This is a genomic window from Occallatibacter gabretensis (assembly GCF_001449115.1).
Classification (GTDB): domain Bacteria; phylum Acidobacteriota; class Terriglobia; order Terriglobales; family Acidobacteriaceae; genus Telmatobacter; species Telmatobacter gabretensis.
On record NZ_LAIJ01000009.1, the window covers coordinates 1844828 to 1863788 of the forward strand.

General features: G+C 58.8%; 15 protein-coding genes. 9 read left to right on the forward strand and 6 right to left on the reverse strand.

Going from position 1 to position 18961, the window contains the following annotated elements; all coding sequences use genetic code 11:
- Window positions 1-124 precede the first annotated feature (124 nt).
- A complete protein-coding gene (gene purL, locus VO84_RS14055; protein WP_058188220.1) occupies window positions 125-2575 on the forward strand; it encodes a phosphoribosylformylglycinamidine synthase subunit PurL in 2451 nt (816 codons plus the stop codon).
- Window positions 2572-4083, forward strand: a complete 1512-nt coding sequence (purF, locus tag VO84_RS14060) for an amidophosphoribosyltransferase (RefSeq protein ID WP_082661978.1) — start codon at window positions 2572-2574, stop codon at window positions 4081-4083. The genes purL and purF overlap by 4 nt, the downstream gene beginning before the upstream one ends.
- Here purF and VO84_RS14065 read toward each other — a convergent pair.
- Window positions 4080-5435: an MFS transporter gene (locus tag VO84_RS14065; protein WP_331458426.1), complete on the reverse strand. Its 1356-nt coding sequence runs from the start codon at window positions 5433-5435 to the stop codon at window positions 4080-4082. The two genes, purF and VO84_RS14065, sit on opposite strands and share 4 nt — an antisense overlap.
- 352 nt (window positions 5436-5787) lie before the next feature.
- Here VO84_RS14065 and VO84_RS14075 point away from each other — a divergent pair, with 352 nt between their 5' ends.
- On the forward strand, window positions 5788-7998 hold the full coding sequence (locus VO84_RS14075) for an elongation factor G (RefSeq protein ID WP_058188222.1): 2211 nt from the start codon (window positions 5788-5790) through the stop codon (window positions 7996-7998).
- A gap of 65 nt (window positions 7999-8063) precedes the next feature.
- Here VO84_RS14075 and VO84_RS14080 read toward each other — a convergent pair whose 3' ends face one another.
- Complete coding sequence (locus tag VO84_RS14080) at window positions 8064-9209, reverse strand: glycoside hydrolase family 5 protein (protein WP_058188223.1); 1146 nt, start codon at window positions 9207-9209, stop codon at window positions 8064-8066.
- Window positions 9210-9236: 27 nt separating this feature from the next.
- Window positions 9237-9386, reverse strand: coding sequence for a hypothetical protein (locus VO84_RS14085; RefSeq protein ID WP_157439889.1), 150 nt, complete (start codon window positions 9384-9386; stop codon window positions 9237-9239).
- Between the two features lie 85 nt (window positions 9387-9471).
- Between VO84_RS14085 and VO84_RS14090 the strand changes: the two genes are divergently transcribed.
- From VO84_RS14090 to glk, 3 genes are all read left to right on the forward strand, one after another.
- On the forward strand, window positions 9472-10944 hold the full coding sequence (locus VO84_RS14090) for a TolC family protein (RefSeq protein ID WP_197414031.1): 1473 nt from the start codon (window positions 9472-9474) through the stop codon (window positions 10942-10944).
- Window positions 10945-11021: 77 nt separating this feature from the next.
- Window positions 11022-11819: a 6-phosphogluconolactonase gene (gene pgl, locus VO84_RS14095; RefSeq protein WP_058188226.1), complete on the forward strand. Its 798-nt coding sequence runs from the start codon at window positions 11022-11024 to the stop codon at window positions 11817-11819.
- Window positions 11816-12838: a glucokinase gene (gene glk / locus VO84_RS14100; protein WP_058188227.1), complete on the forward strand. Its 1023-nt coding sequence runs from the start codon at window positions 11816-11818 to the stop codon at window positions 12836-12838. Before pgl ends, glk begins: the two co-directional genes overlap by 4 nt.
- Window positions 12839-12892: 54 nt before the next feature.
- Here glk and VO84_RS14105 read toward each other — a convergent pair whose 3' ends face one another.
- Together VO84_RS14105 and VO84_RS14110 are read right to left on the reverse strand one after the other, a co-directional pair.
- On the reverse strand, window positions 12893-13549 hold the full coding sequence (locus tag VO84_RS14105; protein ID WP_058188228.1) for a CPBP family intramembrane glutamic endopeptidase: 657 nt from the start codon (window positions 13547-13549) through the stop codon (window positions 12893-12895).
- Between the two features lie 37 nt (window positions 13550-13586).
- Window positions 13587-15167 carry a carboxylesterase/lipase family protein gene (locus tag VO84_RS14110; RefSeq protein ID WP_058188229.1) on the reverse strand — a complete coding sequence of 527 codons (1581 nt, stop codon included), beginning with the start codon at window positions 15165-15167 and terminating at the stop codon, window positions 13587-13589.
- An 88-nt stretch (window positions 15168-15255) separates the two neighbouring features.
- Between VO84_RS14110 and VO84_RS14115 the strand changes: the two genes are divergently transcribed.
- From VO84_RS14115 to VO84_RS14125, 3 genes are read left to right on the forward strand one after another with little or no spacing between them, the layout of a single operon-like run.
- The gene (locus VO84_RS14115) at window positions 15256-16644 is read left to right on the forward strand and encodes an ethanolamine ammonia-lyase subunit EutB (protein WP_231737936.1); all 1389 of its coding nucleotides are present in this window, start codon (window positions 15256-15258) and stop codon (window positions 16642-16644) included.
- Entirely contained in the window at window positions 16641-17402 is a 762-nt protein-coding gene (gene eutC / locus VO84_RS14120) for an ethanolamine ammonia-lyase subunit EutC (RefSeq protein WP_058188230.1), read from the forward strand. The genes VO84_RS14115 and eutC overlap by 4 nt, the downstream gene beginning before the upstream one ends.
- Window positions 17399-17686 carry a hypothetical protein gene (locus VO84_RS14125; protein WP_058188231.1) on the forward strand — a complete coding sequence of 96 codons (288 nt, stop codon included), beginning with the start codon at window positions 17399-17401 and terminating at the stop codon, window positions 17684-17686. The genes eutC and VO84_RS14125 overlap by 4 nt, the downstream gene beginning before the upstream one ends.
- Here VO84_RS14125 and VO84_RS14130 read toward each other — a convergent pair.
- Window positions 17680-18819, reverse strand: coding sequence for a tetratricopeptide repeat protein (locus VO84_RS14130; protein ID WP_058188232.1), 1140 nt, complete (start codon window positions 18817-18819; stop codon window positions 17680-17682). The two genes, VO84_RS14125 and VO84_RS14130, sit on opposite strands and share 7 nt — an antisense overlap.
- Window positions 18820-18961: the final 142 nt, after the last annotated feature.

Consider the following 18961-nt stretch of genomic DNA (forward strand, 5'->3'; position numbering starts at 1 on the left):
TATCGCACAGGCGTAACTTGACCTGCTACAGCGTCCTTAGTTCCTGTCCCTGCTTCCTACAAACGCGTACATGACACGGCCTGCGCGGGAATTGTGAATATCATGCGACAATGGGATCAGAGCGATGAATCCTATCCCCTCTGCTGTTGTACCTCCCGAGCCCGTTGCGGTGACCCCGGAGCTGTTGACCCAGCACAGCATTACTCCGGAAGAGTATGACCGCATCCTTAAGGCACTCGGACGCGTTCCCTCCCTCACAGAGCTTGGCATTTACAGCGTGATGTGGAGTGAGCACTGCTCATACAAATCTTCCAAGGTACATCTGCGCCGCTTGCCCACAAAGAGCGACCGGGTCGTCCAGGGGCCGGGCGAGAATGCCGGCATTATCGACGTAGGGGACGGATGGGCTTGCGCCTTTAAGATCGAAAGCCATAACCACCCCAGCTATATTGAGCCGCATCAGGGCGCCGCAACCGGCGTAGGCGGCATTCTGCGCGACATTTTCACCATGGGCGCACGGCCGCTGGCAGTCATGGATTCTCTGCGCTTCGGCCCAATCGATTCCGATGCAGCGATCGAACCGGAGCTTATTCGCAAAAACCATTCCATCGTGGAAGGTGTCGTCGAAGGCATCGCCAGCTACGGCAACTGTTTTGGCGTGCCCAACCTCGGCGGCGAAACTAAGTTTGAGGCCTGTTACAGCGGAAATCCGCTTGTGAATGCCTTTGCTCTCGGCCTGGTCCGTCAAGACGAGATCTTCTACGGCAAGGCCAGCGGTACCGGTAACCCCGTGATTTATGTAGGCGCAAAAACTGGTCGCGACGGTATCCACGGTGCCACTATGGCCAGCGAGGAATTCAAGGAAGGCTCTGAGCAAAAGCGGCCCAATGTGCAAGTAGGCGATCCCTTCATGGAGAAACTGCTCCTCGAAGCCTGTCTCGAAGCCATGAAAACCGGCGCAATCGTAGGCATTCAGGACATGGGCGCGGCTGGTCTCACCTGTTCAACTTGTGAGATGGGCGCGCGTGGCGGCGTGGGCCTCGACGTCGAACTCGATTTCGTTCCGCAGCGCGAAACCGGCATGACCTCCTACGAGATCATGCTTTCTGAAAGTCAGGAGCGCATGCTGCTCGTTGCCGAAAAGGGCCGCGAAGACGAAGTCCTGAAGGTGTTTGCCAAGTGGGGCCTGGATGCAGTCGTCGTCGGTACGGTCAAGCCGGAGTCACGGCTGCGCATCCGGCATCATGGCGTGCTGGTCGCAGACATCCCCAATGAGTCGTTGACCGATGATGCGCCGCTTTATCATCGTCCCGTTGGCACGTGGAAGACGCCTCTGCCTGCCGAGCCTCCCGTGCACGCGCAGGAAGAGCTCACCAAGGACCGCGACTACACCGCCGATCTCATGAAGCTGCTGGGCAGCGCAAATATCAGCTCCAAGCGCTGGGTGCACGAGCAGTACGACACCATGGTGCAGACCAACACTGTTCAAGGCCCGGGTGGCGAAGCAGGCGTCATGCGCATCAAGGGCACCGGCACGCCAGGTCACGAGCGCGGCCTTGCCATGGCTCTCGACGGCAACGGGCGCTGGTGTTATCTGGACCCAAAATTAGGCGCAATGCATGCAGTGGCGGAATCCGCCCGCAAAGTCGCGCTGACAGGCGCGGAACCCGTGGCCGCCACCAACTGCCTCAACTTCGGCAACCCAGAAAAGCCCGAGATCATGGCGCAGCTTTCCGCAGCCATTGACGGCATAGCTGAGGCCTGCACGGCGCTAGGCACGCCCATCACCGGCGGCAATGTCTCGCTTTACAACGAGACCCGCGGCGAAGGAATTTATCCCACGCCGGTTCTCGGCATCGTCGGCATACTGGACGATGTGACCAAAGCCGTTCCAGCGGATTTTCAGCAGGCAGATGACGCCATTATTCTGCTTTGGCCGGTGCCCCGCGGCGAAGAACCAAATCCCGACCTGAAGGTGCCGTTTACGCCAGAGCCTATGCGCTATCCAGTCGTGGAAGCAGAGGCGGAAGTTGTAGCCGATGCCGACTCCGAAGATCCCGAAGCGACGGCCACCGCAGAGCTTGCAGCCTTTGGTAGCTCGGAATACGCCAAGGTCGTTCTCGGCGGAGTCTGGGGTACCCCGCCGTCGCTCGACCTCGAAGCCGAAGCCGACTTACATACATTGCTTAGGGCAGTCGCCGAGCGTGAGTTGGTGCACTCTGCCAAAGACATCTCAGACGGCGGCATCGCCATCGCGCTTGCAGAGTCCGCGATTCGTAGCGGCATCGGCGCAAAAATTGATCAAGATGAATCGCTGCTAATTCATCCACTCTTTGGACTCTTTGCTGAGCCAGCTTCAACCGTGATACTGACAGCAAAGTCCGCGGATGTTGACGAGATTGAAAAGCTCGCCGATGAGTACGGCTTTATCGCTGCGCGCATTGGCGTCACAGGCGGCGGCAACCTGGAGATCAGCGTGAACCACGAGCCATTTATCTCCGCTTCACTTGCCGAACTCCGCGAGCCTTGGGCGGAATCTCTTGAAGCCGCACTCCACCGTGAGGTCTTGGCATGAGCCGGTTGATGTATCAGGGCGTTCCGGGCGTGGAAGACACTTCCTTCGCGGAAGCCGAACTATGCACGGCTCACGATACGCGCTTAACAGACGAAGATCCCAAGCTGCGTGAAGAATGCGGCGTATGCGCCATCCACGGCCACCCAGACGCGGCGCGGCAGGCATACCTTGCGCTTTACGCGTTGCAGCATCGTGGGCAGGAGTCGGGTGGCATCGCCACAGCGGATGGCCATCAACTCGCAAACATCAAGGGCATGGGCCTCATCTCGGAGATATTCACCGATGATGTACTGCGTAAGCTGCCCGGCTCCATGGCAATCGGTCACACGCGCTACTCCACCACCGGTGACTCGGCCCTGCTGAATGCGCAGCCCATCCGCGTCGAATCCACCAAGGGTCTCATCGCCATCGCGCATAACGGCAACCTGATCAACCTCGGCAATCTGCGCACCAAGCTTGAGCGCGACGGAGCACTCTTTCAGACGACCTCTGACTCCGAAATCATCGTCCAGCTCATCGCGCACTCCAAAGCCGGCACACTGGTGGATGCCATCGCCGACTCGCTCGCACAGGTCGAAGGCGCATTCTCAATCGTCATGATGACCCGCGACCGTGTCTTCGCCGCCCGCGATCCGCGCGGCTTCCGTCCGCTGTCGATGGGACGCATTCGCAACACAGACGGACCGGACACCATCGTCTTCGCCTCTGAAACCTGCGCCTTCGATCTTCTTCGCGCCGAGTATGAGCGCGACGTGCTCCCCGGCGAACTGGTCATGGTCACGCAGGATGGCGTCACCAGCCGGCAGTTTGCCAGCGGCGTGCCGCAATCGAGCTGCGTCTTTGAGCACGTGTACTTCGCTCGCCCCGATTCCAAAATCTACGGCCGCTGGGTGCAGGAAAGCCGCGACCAGATGGGCCGCCAGCTAGCACGCGAATCCGGCGTCCCAGCGGATCTCATTGTCCCGGTACCGGACTCTGGCGTCACCGCGGCCCTGGGCTACGCTGAAGAAAGCGGCATCCCGTTCCGTTTTGGCCTCATTCGCAACCATTATGTTGGTCGAACCTTCATTGAGCCGGAGCAGCGCGTCCGTGACTTCGGCGTCAAGCTCAAGCTCAATCCGGTCCGCAATCTTCTCGAAGGCAAGCGCGTCATCCTCATCGATGACTCCATCATTCGCGGCACCACTTCACGCAAAATCGTCCGCATGGTGCGTGGGGCCGGCGCGACGGAAGTACATCTGCGCATCAGCTGTCCGCCCACCATCTCGCCGTGTTTCTATGGTGTGGACACACCGAGCAAGCGCGACCTGATCGCCGCCAATCAATCCGTCGAGGAGATTCGCCAATACATTGAGGCGGACTCGCTTTCCTATCTCTCTCTCGACGGCATGCTCAAATGCTGTGACGGCGGCCAAGGAACCGGCTATTGCGTAGCCTGCTACACGGGAGAATATCCAACCCAATGGGTAGATGTGGATGAGATTCTACCCGCCACGGCAAGCGTTTAAGCCTTCAGGTCGATTTTTACGCCATCCATGCTGGACGCATCAACCGCACGTGCCTTCAGCATTTTCGTGCGCCGCAAACTCCACGAAAGCAGACACATCATCCCTGCCGCGCACAGGCTGCTTAGAACCAGCCCACGCAGCCCAACGCGATAATCGCCGGTCTTATCTTTCATCAGGCCCATCCAGTATGGAGCCACCAGGCCGCTGAACATCGTAATGGTATTCATGGCGGCAATTCCCGCAGCCGCTGCGCGGCCACTCAGAAACTGCATGGGGATAGCAAGCGACGGTCCTTGAATCGCGTTATACAAAAGGAAGCTCAGACCCAATGGCAGAACCATGGTCCAGACGCCGTGTCCATAGCTCGCAATGAGGTATCCAACGCTCATGCCGAGCGCGGGAACAATCGTATGAAAGGTGCGCTCGCCGGCCCGATCTGAGCTGGCCGCGCCTATCAGCATTCCCACTGCCCCCGCAACGCCGAAGATCGCTATCACGTAGCCCACCGTGGCCACGCTCCAACCCGTGGCGCCCTGCAGAATAGCCGGAGCGGAAAAGCTAAACCCGTAGCTGCATGTGAGCAGGAAAAACATGAACAGGCCCATCATCCACACCTTGGGATAAAGCAGCGTGCGGAGAATTCCTGAGTCGTGGCCAAGATGAGCCTGCGCTCCATCCGCGGCCAGCACGCGGCCCATCGCTGCTTTTTCATCCGGTGTCAGCCAACGTGCTTTTTCCGGGCCGTCGGGCAGCGTCCGCAGCAGCACAAAGCTGAAGAGGACGGGCGGAATACCTTCCAGCAGGAAGAGCCACTGCCATCCCGTCAGTCCGAACTTGCCGTTCATGCCCAACAGCCATCCAGCCAGCGATCCCATCACCGTCGAGCTCAGCGGCAAAGCGATATAAAACCGGCTTACCGCCCGAGCCCGCATCCGGACCGGGAACCAAAGCGTCAGGTAGTAAATCACACCTGGAAAAAAGCCTGCCTCCGCCATGCCGAGCAGAAAGCGCAGAATGTAAAACTCAAGTGGCGTCCGCACGAACATCATCGCCATAGCCAACAGGCCCCAGGTGAACATGATGCGTGCCAGCCACCGCTTGGCTCCAAAGCGCATCAGCAGCAGATTGGATGGCACCTCGCAGAGCGCATAGCCAACGAAGAACAAGCCTGCGCCAAGCCCGTACACCGTTGCGCTCAGGCCCAGGTCGCGGTTCATGCTGAGTGAAGCAAAACTGATATTGACGCGATCCATGTACGCCAGGCAGTATCCAATGCCGAGCAGCGGAATGATCCGTAATGAAGCCTTGCGCTGCGCGGATGCGGCAACTCCGGAATCGTCAGAAGGATCCAGGTGCTCACCTCATGGCTGGAAGTAAGACTGCGGAGAACGGCGTGGGATGAGCCGACTGTACCACAGAGCGGGGAATGCATCGGTGATAAAAACACTTGACGGCTAACCCCTCCCCTTGTGATAGCATCCGGTACCTAATCAAGCCGCGCCGGATGCGTCTCTCTAAACAGACGTAATTTCTGCGCCCCGGAGTCTCTTCGCATGGATGAGGCAGACCCCAAAGCCGGATCCCGAGTTGTCCAACTCGGCCAGCCGGACGCCCCAACGGACGCCCTGCTGATTTCCCTGCGCCTCCGCCCTAGCCTCCAGTTTGCTCGTCCATTCCATCTCCCACCTTCGAGGGAAACCAGCCATGAAAACCTATCCGGGAAGTGAAGTCCGCAATGTCGCCGTAGTAGGACATTCGCACAGTGGCAAGACCACGCTGGTCTCAGCGCTGCTCCACGCCGCGCACATGACGCCTACGCAGGGCCGCGTTCAGAACGGTACTGCCGTCACAGCCTACGACGAGGAAGACGTCGCCCGCTGCACCACGATGCAGAACGCCGTGGCCTTTGCCGAGTGGCAAGGCGTCAAGATCAACCTCGTCGACACGCCCGGCTTCCATATCTTTTGCCATGAAGCCCGCGCCGCGTTGCTTCCCGTTGAATCCGCCGCAGTTATCGTCAACGCGCAAAACGGCGTTGAAGCAGTCACGGAACGCGTATGGAAGTACGCCGAGGAAGCGAACATCCCACGCATCGTGGTCATCAATCAGATGGATCATCCCAAAGCCGGCGGCAACGGTGGTCTCGCCTCGCTCATTGAAGATTTGCATGAGCGCTGGGGCCGCACCTGCGTTCCGGTGCAACTGCCCATTTCCGACGGAAAAGGCTTCCACGGAGTGGTAGATCTGGTCACGATGGAGGCCTTTTACTACACGCCGAATGGCGATGGCCAGGGCAAGATTGGCGAGATACCAGCCTCTTTGTTTGCGTCCGCCAAGGCCGCGCACGAGGCGCTGGTAGAGCTCGTGGCCGAGGGCAAGGACGAGCTCATGGAGGAGTTCTTTGCCCAGGGCACCATTCCCGAGCAGCACCTGATTTCCGCTCTCCATGAGGCCATCCGCGAGGACCGCATCTTCCCCGTGCTCTTTGTCAGTGGAGAGACAAACGTAGCTACTGATCATCTGCTGGATTTCCTGAAGGTCTATGCTCCCGCGCCCATTGAGCGCGCGCCGTTTGCAGTTCACGCGCCGGCGGCTTTTGCCGCTGTTCAGGTTAGTGGAGGCGATGGTGTGGCAGTTGCGACCAATGGCCACGGCAACGGAGACGGCGGTCAGAGCTCGGGCCTGGGTGAAGCAGCACTGGGCGGAATCGGCTTTCGCCTCGTTGCCGACTCAGAGCCCACGTCGCTGGTTGTCTACAAGACCATGAGCGATCCCTTTGCCGGCCGAATCAGCTTCTTCAAAGTCATCAGCGGCGTGGTCAAAAACGATGCCACGCTCGAGAACTACACCCGCCGCGGGCAGGAGCGTCTCTCGCACCTCAGCGTGATGCAGGGGCGCAAGTCCGTGGAGGTGAAGGAGTTGCACGCAGGGGATTTGGGCGCAGTGGCCAAGCTGCGCGACACACTCACCGGTGACATGCTCGGCCAGAAGGGCGCAGAGATTCAGGTAGACCTCTACCCGTTCCCTGAGCCGGCAATGACCTACGCTATCGAGCCTAAGTCGCGCGCCGACGAGGACAAGCTCGCACCCGCGATTCACAAGCTCATGGAAGAAGATCTACTCATTCGCTTCTACCGCGATCCCCAGACAAATGAGTTCCTGATCGCCGGGGCAGGTCAGCCGCATATTGAGGCCATCGTCTCCCGCCTTCACAAGCGCTATCACGCCGCGGTCACACTAAAAGCTCCCAAGGTGCCGTACCGCGAGACCATCCGCGGGAAGACCGAAGCGCAGGGCCGCCACAAGAAGCAAAGCGGGGGACACGGGCAATTCGGCGACTGCAAAATTCGCATCGAGCCGCTGCCTCGCGGGTCAGGCTTCCAGTTTTCGAGCGAAATCTTCGGCGGCTCCATTCCGCGGCAGTTCGTCCCGGCAGTGGAGAAGGGAATTGTCGAATCCGCCTCGCGCGGCTGGCTCGCCGGTTATCCGGTCGTCGACTTCAAAGCCACCGTCTATGACGGCAGCTATCACGATGTCGATTCAAACGAACTTTCCTTCAAAATGGCCGGCCGCATCGCCTTCCGCAAGTGTATGGAACAGGCAAAGCCCTGCCTGCTTGAGCCTGTCATGAAGGTGGAGATTGAAGCTCCGGATCAGTTTGCCGGCGCTCTGATGGGCGACCTGAACAGCCGCCGTGGCCGCGTGCAGGGCATGGAAGCGCGCGGAAAGGCCACAATCATCAATGCCGAAGTCCCAATGGCTGAAATGCTCGCCTACGGCATCCATCTCACCTCCATGACCCAGGGCAAGGGCACCTACCGCATGGAGATGGACCACTACGACATTGTTCCCCAGTTAGTCGCTGACAAAATCCTGGCCAGTGCCAAGCAGCCGGTAGAGGAAGAGGAAGAATAGATCCCCCGTCGGAGGAATTGCGGCTGTGCTCTAACAGAGCAATACCAGCCAAGCCCCTGCAGAGCTTACCTCACCGCTGGCGGTGCAGCCGCAGCTTCTTTGTGCATGGCATCGACAAAGAATTTGCCGGCGTCAGTGAGGTCCATGGTGTCCCAGGAGCTAAGCATGGTGGGGCCCCATTCGGGATCAAAGCACCAGACGACCCAACTGATATTCCGCGATTCGAGATAGCCGGTGATGGCGGAGCCGTATGCGAGGCCCTCGCCTGCAGGGCCAAAGCGGGTGCTGAAGCCGATCTCGGTGGCGATGACGGGATAGGTGGAAGCAGCAAAGCCGAAGTCTTCTTCCCACTTTCCTGGCCAGGGCTGCGGGCGCTTGTTGGCGTAGGGGTGGGTAACATAGCCGATGTTCGTGGCGTGGACGGGGCTGTCGCGCAGCGGTGCCAGGTCGTAGGCCCAGTCGAGCCCGGCGACTAGTGGGATAGTTTCCTTGTCATAAGCGCGGATGAGGGCAATCATCTCCTCGTTAATATCGCGCCACTGATCCCAGGTGATTGTGCCGAGGCGGCCGCGGAAGTTGGTGGGCTCATTGAAGAGCTCAAAGAAGGCCACGGTGTGATTACCATTGAAGTGGGCCGCTATGGTACGCCAGAAGTTGAGCGTCTCGGGCAGGCTGGTTTCGTACATCGGGTCTTGAAAAAGCCCTTCCTTGAGGTTGCCGATCGAGTGCCAGTCGATATCGACGTAGAGGCCGAGGTCGGTCGACCACTGGACGGCCTGATCAAGGAGCGCGAGGTAGCCTTTCACGCCGCGTCCGCGCCACGCGATAGGATGCACGGGGATACGAACAACGTTGGCTCCAGTGTCCTTGACCTTGACGAAGAAATCCTTGCTCCAGTGGCCTTGGCTTTCTATCTTGTCGGGATCAGCGATGTTGACCCCGCGGAAGAGCATGGGCTTGCCGGTGGGATCGACGAAGCGATTGCCGCTGACCGAAATGAGCGGGAGCTTTTTGCCGTCCGGGCTGTTGAGCGGACGCGTAAAGTAGGCCTGGTGCCACCAGTCGTGGGGTTTGCCAGGTGCGGGAGCGGCTGGAGCAGTCTGACCAGTTGGACCTGTAGCAGCGGCCGGCGCCTGCGCTGCGGTTTGCGTCTGCCCGGTAAGACCCAAAAGAAAAACGAGGCTGAAGGTGACTGAGGAAAATAGCTTCATGATGTTGGAGTTCCTTCTAACAGGCTCCTAATGGAAGTGATGAGCCCAGTATGTTGCATTGCTGAGGATGCGACGAGAGTTGCTCCATCCTATCGCCATGCTGGCTGGATTGTCGAAGGGCGCGCCGAGGTGATTTTGCGCTTCTCCTGCCTCTATGTAGCCGTTTTGGCTACGCACGGTAATTCTCTTCATCAGATAGACGGATTTTTCCACCTCCGCCGAATCTCCGGTCGCTCCAAAATCATCTGAGAAAATGATGATTGTGAGCAGAACTTCTAATTCTGCCGCTAAACTGGCGGCAATCGCCGTGATATTTGCGGCTGTACGCGTCGTGCCGACTCTCCGCGCGCAGGTAAACCCATCTTCTGACTCCAATTACTCTTCCGCCGCGAACTCCTTTTACGGCAGCGTAACCGTACAGCCAGTGACGGACGAGGAGCTGAAGCTCTCGCTGGATGATGCCGTTCGGCGCGGTCTGGACACGAATCTGGGCCTCAAACAAGCTGAGTACTCCGAGAAGAATCTGCGCGGGCAGTACAACCAGGCCGTACAGCAGTTTTTGCCGACGATATCCCTCGTTGGCGATGCCGGCTATCACATGTACAACCTGGCGGCGCTGGGTTTCGGTCCGGGCCTCGTCCAGAAAATCCTGCCCATTCTGCCGCCCGGCACAAATATCGCTGGCCTGTCGTTCATCACCCGCGCTGAAGTCACCGAAGGGCAGCTCAAATACGAGCAGACACTCTTCTCCGGCCCCGTTATTGCAGGCTATAAGGCCGCGGGTGCGGGAATGCGAGCCGCATATTTCGCCAAAATGTCTGCCCGCGGCGAAGTTGTCCAGCAGGTAGCTTCGGTCTATCTCCGCGCCATTTCTGCAGCCAGCGCCGTGGAAAACGCACGTGCTCTTGAAGAGGCGGACCGCGTCGCGTTCAACAACGCACATGAGGCACACTTGGCTGGTACCGCCGCCAATCTCGACGAGCTCCGCGCCCGAGTGCAGTACCAGACCGAGCAGCAGGCGCGCATTCAGGCCGAAAATACATTTCAGAAGGATCTGATCCTGCTCAAGCGTGAGATCGGCCTCGATCCCGGCCAGAAGATCGTTCTCATAGACCGTGCGCCGTATAGCGAACTCGCCGTACAAACGCCGGAAGAAGTCCGCGCCATCGCCTACAAGAACCGCCAGGATTATCAGAACATGCAGAACCAGGTCCAGGAGCTGAAGGCCGTCCATCAGGCATACCGTGCGCAGCGCCTGCCCACGCTCAGCTTCAATGGCTACTATGGCGTCACAGAAGTAACCAGCATCGGCTCGCACGGCAATTTTGCGGCCACCGGAGAACTGAAGTTCCCCATCTTCCGTGAGGCGAGTCTGCGTGGCAATATCGATGCGTCGCAGGCGCAGTCTGACTCGGCGGAGGCGCAGCTCAGCGATCTCCGCGTCAAGATCGATCAGCAGGTGCGCACAGCGCTGCTTGACGTGGCAGCAAACAAGAAGCTCGTCGATGTAGCCCAGTCCAACGTTGAACTCGCCACGCGCGCACTGAGTGACGAGACAGATCGTGTCAACGCGGGCGTGGACGACACTCTGCCGCTCGTGGACGCGCAGGCATCGCTTGCCACCGCCCAGAATAACTACGTCGAAAGCCTTTATCAGTTCAACATCTCCAAGCTGATCCTGGCGCGCTCTGCCGGCATACTGGAGCAGCAGTACCGCGATTATCTGGGACGTTGATCCGGACCGCAAATCTGGTCGTTAATCGCACCTTTACTCCCACCTTGTAAGCTGGTATCCGGAGGATGATTTCCCGTATGTCCAGCAACCTCACAGTCGAATATTTCATCGAGCCGGACTCAGCCGCACTCGCGCGCCGTGCAGCACAGGAATTTCTCGGCAAAGTCCAGCAGGCTGTCGCGGCACGCGGACTTGCGCGCATCGCCATCAGCGGCGGATCCACTCCGAAGGCTGCATTTCAATTGCTCGCCAATCCCGCCGAGCCATTCCTCTCCGCCATGCCTTGGGACAAGCTCCAGCTCTACTGGGTCGATGAGCGCACCGTTCCGCCCACAGACGCCGACAGCAACTATCGCATGACCAAGGAATCGCTGCTCGACCACGTGCCGCTCAAGCCTGAGCAGATTCACCGCATGCAAGGCGAACTCGACCCTGAAGTCGCAGCTGCCCGCTACGAATCCGAGCTGCGCAACAGTTTTCGTCTCGAAGGCGCCGAGACTCCAACCTTCGATCTGGTCGCACTCGGCATGGGGGACGACGGCCACACGGCCTCGCTCTTCCCGCGTACTCAGGCCATTCACGAGATGGGCAAACTCGTCACAGCCAATCACGTCCCGCAGAAAGACACTTGGCGTATCACGCTCACCTGGCCGGTCATCAACCAGGCGCGCAGCGTCTTTTTCCTCATCGGCGGCGCGGATAAGACTGAGCGGCTGAAAGAAGTTTTCCTCGGGCCCCGCGATGTCGAAACACTGCCCAGTCAACTCATCTGGCCCGCAAGCGGTATACTCACGTTGTTTCTGGATAAGGTCGCTGCGGCGCTCTTACCTGCACCCGATGCGGAAGGCCGCGGTATTTTGGAGAGAGTGCGATGATTCTTGCCGGAGATGTAGGCGGCACTAAAGTTCACCTTGCGTTGTACGACTTTGCCAACGGGCAACTCATCCATATTCGGGATGAAAAATATCCGGCCAAAGAATATTCCGGCCTGGAAGAGATCGCAAAAGAGTTCCTCGCCGCCGACAAGCCCACCTCTGCCTGCTTTGGTGTTCCGGGCCCGGTGCGTGACGGGCGGCTGCGCCTGACCAATCTGCCTTGGACTCTCGATAGCCGCGAACTGCAGACCGGCCTCGATATTCCCTATGTGTTTCTCATCAATGATCTCGAAGCCAATGGCTACGGAATAGCCGAGCTCAAGCCCGACCAGGTTTACACCCTCGCCGAAGGCGACCCCAGCCAGACCGGCAACCGCGCTCTGATCGCCGCCGGCACAGGCCTCGGGGAAGGCCTGCTCACATGGAACGGACGGCACCATATGCCGTATCCGTCGGAAGGCGGACATGCCGACTTTGCTCCTCGCAATGAGGACGAGATCGACCTGTTGCGTTTCCTCCAACAGAAGTACAACGGCCGCATCAGCTGGGAGCGTGTCATCAGCGGCATGGGCATGACCAACATCTTCGAGTTTCTGCGCGATGTGCGCGGGCTCGAGGTGCCGGCATGGCTCGGCGAACAGATTGCCGCCGCGCACGATCCCAACTCCGTCATCACGGAAAACGGCCTGGCTGCCAAAAGCGAAATCTGCGAGAAGACACTCGATATGTTCGTCTCTGTCTACGGCGCGGAGTCGGGCAACCTCGCACTCAAGATTCTCTCCGTTGGCGGCCTGTATGTCGGCGGCGGCATCGCGCCACGCATCCTGGAAAAGCTTAAGGACGGCACCTTCATCAAGGCCTTTACAGATAAGGGGCGCCTGAGCCAGCTGCTCATCAACATGCCGGTCCGCGTAATTCTGGAGCCGTACGCAGCCGTGATCGGCGCTGCCGCCTACGCTGAAGCCCGCGCAGCGGAAATCAGCGGCATCTCGCCCCGCGCCGCCTCCATCCAGTTTTAGCAACCGCTGAAATCAAAAACGCCTCGACTCGCAAGAGCCGGGGCGTTTTTTTGCTCACCGTTTCAGCGCCGAACCCACTGTCGCAATCATCCCATGATAGAAGTATTGTCCTAACCCTACAGTAAACAGCCAGCACCCATAGAGCGCATGCTCAAAGCTCGACGTCGCGAGCGACCCAGTCTCCGCATAGCGCCACGCAAAGAGCAGTCCTCCGGCAAATGTGAGCCCAACCGCAAGCCAGTTGCGAAAGATCAAATGCATAAAAGCGAAAGCCGCCGCGCTCGCCAAAATCATCGCCCAGCGTGAAGGAAAGAATGCCCCGTATCGCTCGAAGAAGAATGCTCTATAAATAATCCCTTGCGGATAAACCGACAGCACCGGGTAAGCCACCATCACAATCGCCCAGAAGCCAGGGTGACTGCGCACAAAGCCCCACTCCAACTCTGGCGCAAACCTTCGCACGCCAAGCCAGATCACCACCGCCACAACTACAAAGATCGCCAGAATCAAACCCACGCGTCCCGGCAGCGCACCAATATTCCACAGCCGCCCGCGATCGAATCGTGCGTCGCGCATAAGCTGCCACAAAGCATACGCTGTAATCACCCACAGCACCGGCAACGCAGGAATTCTGACCGGCGCAAAACGATACCCCAGCGGCAGACCCACAAATAGCAGCAGAAATTCCAAAATCAACGCGATGCGTTGCATGTATCCTCTGCGGTGTGCTCAAGCTCAGCGCAGCAACTCACTGCGCATCATGCAAAAAGCTATCCAGCATCTCCCGATACAACGCGCACTGCGGTTCCCGCAGCAGCGACGCACGCGCTTCCGCATGACCATCCAGCATGAACTCAAGGTATCCGCCCGCTTCGGTCAGACGCGGCCAGTTAGGAATATCCTTTGCATTTGGATTGCCCGTTTTCGCAAAGTTGGTCCAGTAAGTCTCCATCAGATCGGCAAGCTGCATATCCACGTCAGTAAATTTGCCGGCAATATTCCCGGATTTCGGAAAGTATCCAAACACATAAGGCAAATCTGCGGAGTGAACAGCCCCCTGCGCCTCCTGTCCGGGAATCGGATGATCAAACTGGTAGAGATACACCGGCTGCTTCGCCTTGCTCTGCCACGCGCCCTCAGTCGCAACCGGGCAATGAAAACGCATATCCGCGGCCCACTGGTCGCTGGGCTTACCATACAAGGGATCGGAAGTGTTATCGCTCATCGGATAAAGCTTCAGCGCCTCTTCCGCATGGCTACCCGCAATCATTTTGATATGTGCAGTCAGCCGTTCCGGCGTCACATCGCTTCCAAATTCGCGCGTCGTAACGCCCAGCAGCATCGGAATCTGCGACTGATGCCCGGCAGCAAAAACCTCTGCAGGCGATTGCGTAATGACCCATCCATCCACAATCGGCCCGACACGCGGCCGCCGTTTAACATCGGGATCCATCACGGCCTTCAGCAACTCCTCAGCGCTGAGCCCGCGCAGAAATTTCACTGCATCTCCGCCCTCCGGCGCGTTCATCGTCGACGCAAATGCAACGCCAGCCTTCTCGGCCTCCTCCAGCTTGGGCACTGGAGCCAGGAACGCGGCACCGCTCTCAGCAATTGCCTTATGAAACTCGTTCTTTGCAAAGGAAGTCATCAGTAGGCTTGTATCTACCGCGCCCGCGGACTGACCAAAGACAGTAATGTTGTCTGGATCGCCGCCGAACCGGGCAATATTCTGCCGCACCCAGCGCAGCGCCAGAATCTGGTCCTCCAGCCCATAGTTGCCGCTGCTTCCATGCGCCGATTCGCGCGTAAGACCCGGATGCGCAAGAAATCCAAAGACGCTCAGACGATAGTTCACCGTCACCAGCAGAATGCCGTGACGAATCAGCGTTCCATCTTTGTACAGCGCACCTGAGGCAGACCCTCCGGCATTCGCGCCGCCATGCAGCCACAGCATCACCGGTAGTGGCTTCTTCTGCGCCGGCCACTCGGGCGTAATCACATTGAGAAAGAGGCAGTCCTCTTTGCCCGTAGCCGCATCATGGCGATTCCACGCTCCCAGGTCTGGCTGCGCGCACGGAGAGCCGAACTGTGTTGCATCACGAACACCCGGCCACGGCTTCGCAGGAATAGGCTCATGCCACCGCAGGTTGCCCACAGGGGGTTCAGCGTAAGGAACGCCGAGAAACTCCGCCCCACCACCCGTACGTGAAACGCCGCGAATTTGTCCCGCGGATGTGCTAACCACCAACGGATCCGATGTCTGTTGGCCGTGCGCGGTTAGGAGCGTGGCTGCCAGAACAAATGCCGCAACAATATTAGAACGGTTCACGATATCTTCTCCAGACAAGCAGATCAGGTGAAGCAACTACGCGAGAATTCTAGCAATCAACCCCGAACCAGGCCCGCAGGATGCAGCTATGCTGAATGCAATGAGCTTCGCGCACACCGTCGGCAACATTCGCCACCACTTTCCGGGTCTGCCCACGCTGCTGGCCAAAGCCACGCCGGAGCGTAGCGGAGACATACTCGCCGGAATTGCCGCGAAATCAGCCGAAGAGCGCGTAGCTGCGCAGTGCGCACTCGCCGACCTGCCGCTCCAACACTTCCTCAACGATCAGGTCGTACCGTACGAAACCGACGAAGTCACGCGGCTCATCATCGACACCCACAATGCAAAAGCATTCGCGCCGGTGCAATCGTTAACCGTCGGCGAACTCCGCAACTGGCTGCTCTCCGACGAAGCCACGCCGGAGCGCCTCGCCGCACTTGCTCCCGGCCTCACACCAGAGATGGCCGCAGCCGTAAGCAAGCTCATGCGCCTACAGGATCTCATCGTCGCAGCGGCAAAAATCCGCGTCGTTACGCGATTTCGCACCACAGTCGGTTTACCCGGCAGACTGAGCGCACGCCTCCAACCAAATCACCCCACTGATGATCCCGCAGGAATAGCCGCATCCATCCTCGACGGCCTTCTTCTCGGCTCAGGCGATGCAGTCATCGGCATCAACCCGGCCGGCGACAGTCCAGCGGTCACAGCGCATCTGCTCCGTCTCATCGACGCCCTGCGCCAGCGATTTTCCATTCCCATACAGAGCTGCGTTCTGGCTCATATCACCACACAAATGGCCGCTCTCGAATCCGGCGCACCGGTTGATCTCATCTTTCAATCCATCGCAGGCACAGAAGCAGCCAATCGCAGCTTCGGCATAAATCTCGCACTACTGAAAGAAGCCAACGACGCCGGCCAGAAGCTCAACCGTGGAACTGTCGGCGACAACGTAATGTATTTTGAAACCGGCCAAGGCTCCGCACTCTCCGCCAACGCGCATTACGGAGCAGGTGGTTTGGGCGTCGACCAGCAAACCCTCGAAGCCCGCGCCTACGCCGTCGCTCGCGCCTTCTCGCCCATGCTCGTCAACACAGTCGTCGGCTTCATCGGCCCCGAGTATCTCTACAACGGCAAGCAGATCACACGCGCCGGTCTCGAAGATCACTTTTGCGGCAAGCTTCTCGGCCTGCCCATGGGCTGTGACGTCTGCTACACCAATCACGCCGAAGCCGATCAGGATGATACAGACGCCCTTCTCACGCTCCTCGGCGCCGCAGGCGTCAACTACATCATGGGCGTTCCCGGCGCAGATGACGTTATGCTCAACTACCAGAGCACCAGCTTCCACGATGCGCTCTACGTGCGCCGCATTCTCGGCCTCAAACCCGCACCCGAATTCGAAGCATGGCTCGCCGGCGATGAATATGCCCGCCTCATGCTCGAAGCAACGCATCCGGAGAGGCTTTTAACCGCATGAGCGATCTTGTTCATAACGGCATCGCCGCAAAGCTGCAATCGCTTACTCCCGCGCGCGTCGGCCTCGGTCGCACAGGCATCAGCCTTGAGACGCGTGATGTGCTCGAGTTTCAACTCGCCCATGCTCGCGCACGCGACGCAGTCCATGCGCGTCTTGATGTCGCAGGCCTCGCAGCAGCCATCGAAACCACAACCTGCTCCACTGTCCTGCAACTGCACTCCGCCGCAGCAAATCGCGTGCAGTATCTGCAGCGCCCCGATCTTGGCCGGCAGCTGAACGAAGCCAGTCGCAAACTACTCTCCGCGCAGTCATCCGGCGCGGACCTTGTTCTCATCGTCGCCGACGGACTCTCCTCATTCGCTATCGAGCGTCACGTCCCAGCCGTCCTCAACGAACTGCTTCCTCGCCTCGCTACCACAAGTCTCGCGCCCATATGCATCGTCGAGCAGGCCCGCGTAGCCATCGGCGACGAGATCGGACAGACACTCGGCGCGCAGCTTTCCATCGTATTCATCGGCGAGCGCCCCGGTCTCAGCTCGCCCGACTCGCTCGGAGCCTACATCACATGGCAACCAAGGTCAGGCCGCACGGATGCCGAGCGCGTCTGCATCTCAAACATCCGCACCGAAGGACTCAGCTACACACAGGCAGCCTCGCAACTCGAACGCGCGATTACCCAGGCGCGCGAACGCCGTCTCACCGGCGTAGCTTCCCATTCGATTCCAGCCTCGCTCCCCGCAGGAGAAGAAAAGCTATGATGCGTTATCTGCGTATTGCCGCCATTGGGCTTCTCATCGTCGCCGCAGTTCTCTACGTAGGCGACTGGCTCATCTACAAACTGCGCGGCTCACCAAGAGACACCGTGACGGTAAGCCTCTTCGTCTCCGCGTCGCTTAAAAATGAAAAGCAGGAAATCGACTACATTGGCCAGGAACAGTGGACCTGCACGCGGAGCCTGTTCCCCTTTCCGCCATATCAGCAGAATCAGTCAAGCCCCTGCTGGTACCTGCGCACGCACACCAACCAGACCACAGCTTACTGAGGCGGTAACGCAGGATTCTTTGGACGCATCTGGCGCACCAGTACTTCGTCCGACGCTTGAGTCAACGTGGAAGCTTTGCTGAACTCTGTCTTGGCCTCGGCGGTTTTGCCCATGGCTTTGTATAGCCGCCCAAGACGCATGTGAACACTCACTTCACTCGGCTGCTGTTTGTCAGCCAGCAGCAACTGGCGCAAAGCCTCATCGTTCTGCCCTGCATCGGTCGCCAGTATGCCAAGATCAAGATGCACCCGCCACTGCGAGGGATCGGCCTGCTCAGCCTGTTCAAGAAATGGCCGAGCCTTCTCCGGCTGGTTCAACTGCAGATATGCGTCGCCCAGATAAAGCATGGACTGTGTATGTTTGGGATCGTTCGTCAACTCCGCCTGAAACTCCGTAGCGGCTTCATCAAGATGCTTCTGCGTCCATAGCAGGTATCCCAGGCCGAAATGCACCTCTGGTTCGTTTGGGTTAGCCTTGACGGCAGCACGAAATTGCTCAATGGCATCGGCATGATCATGCAGCTCATCGGACGCTTCACCGGCCAGCATGTCGGCTTCAGCCGACTCGGCATTCAACGCGAGAATTTCGTGGTAAGTATCCAGCACGCATGGATATTGCTTGGACCACAGGCAGCTATGGGCAAGCGTCATCAGTAGGGTCAGGTTCTGCGGATCATGTGTGGCAGCCAGCTTGAGCAGCGGAACGGCCTGGGCATATTCTTGCGCGCCATAATGAGACATCGCCAGCAGAATGGTATAGCGTTGTGCGTCTGGAGAATCTGGCGCAGCAGACTTGAGAAGCTGTGCAAAGACCGGCACGGCCTCCTTCATCTCGCCGTCCTTAAAAAGTGCAAGCCCAAGATTCAGTTGCACGCCGGGCAGTTTGGGATTGATCGCAAGCGCCTTACGATAGTACGCAGCGGCATCCTTGTAGTGTTCCTGGCGACTCGCGACAAGTCCGAGATGTGCCAGCGCCTCTGCATTGCCGGGCTGGGCTTTCAGAATCACGTGCCACGCAGCCTCAGCATCGGCAAGCTTGCCCTGCTGTTCTAGATTCAACGCGGCTTCACGCGAGGCATTCACATTCGCCGCGTTCTGCGCCAACGCAGGCGCGACAAATAAAAAGGGAATCAAAGCGAGAGATAAAACTCGTGGCACGCTTGCCTCTGTTAAGACTGCGGAATTGATTTTCTCAGTTGTCCCAATCTTCTCGCAAAAAGACATGCGACGAAGATGCATCACCAGCCGTTACAAAGGATGCCAAATTCCAACAAAG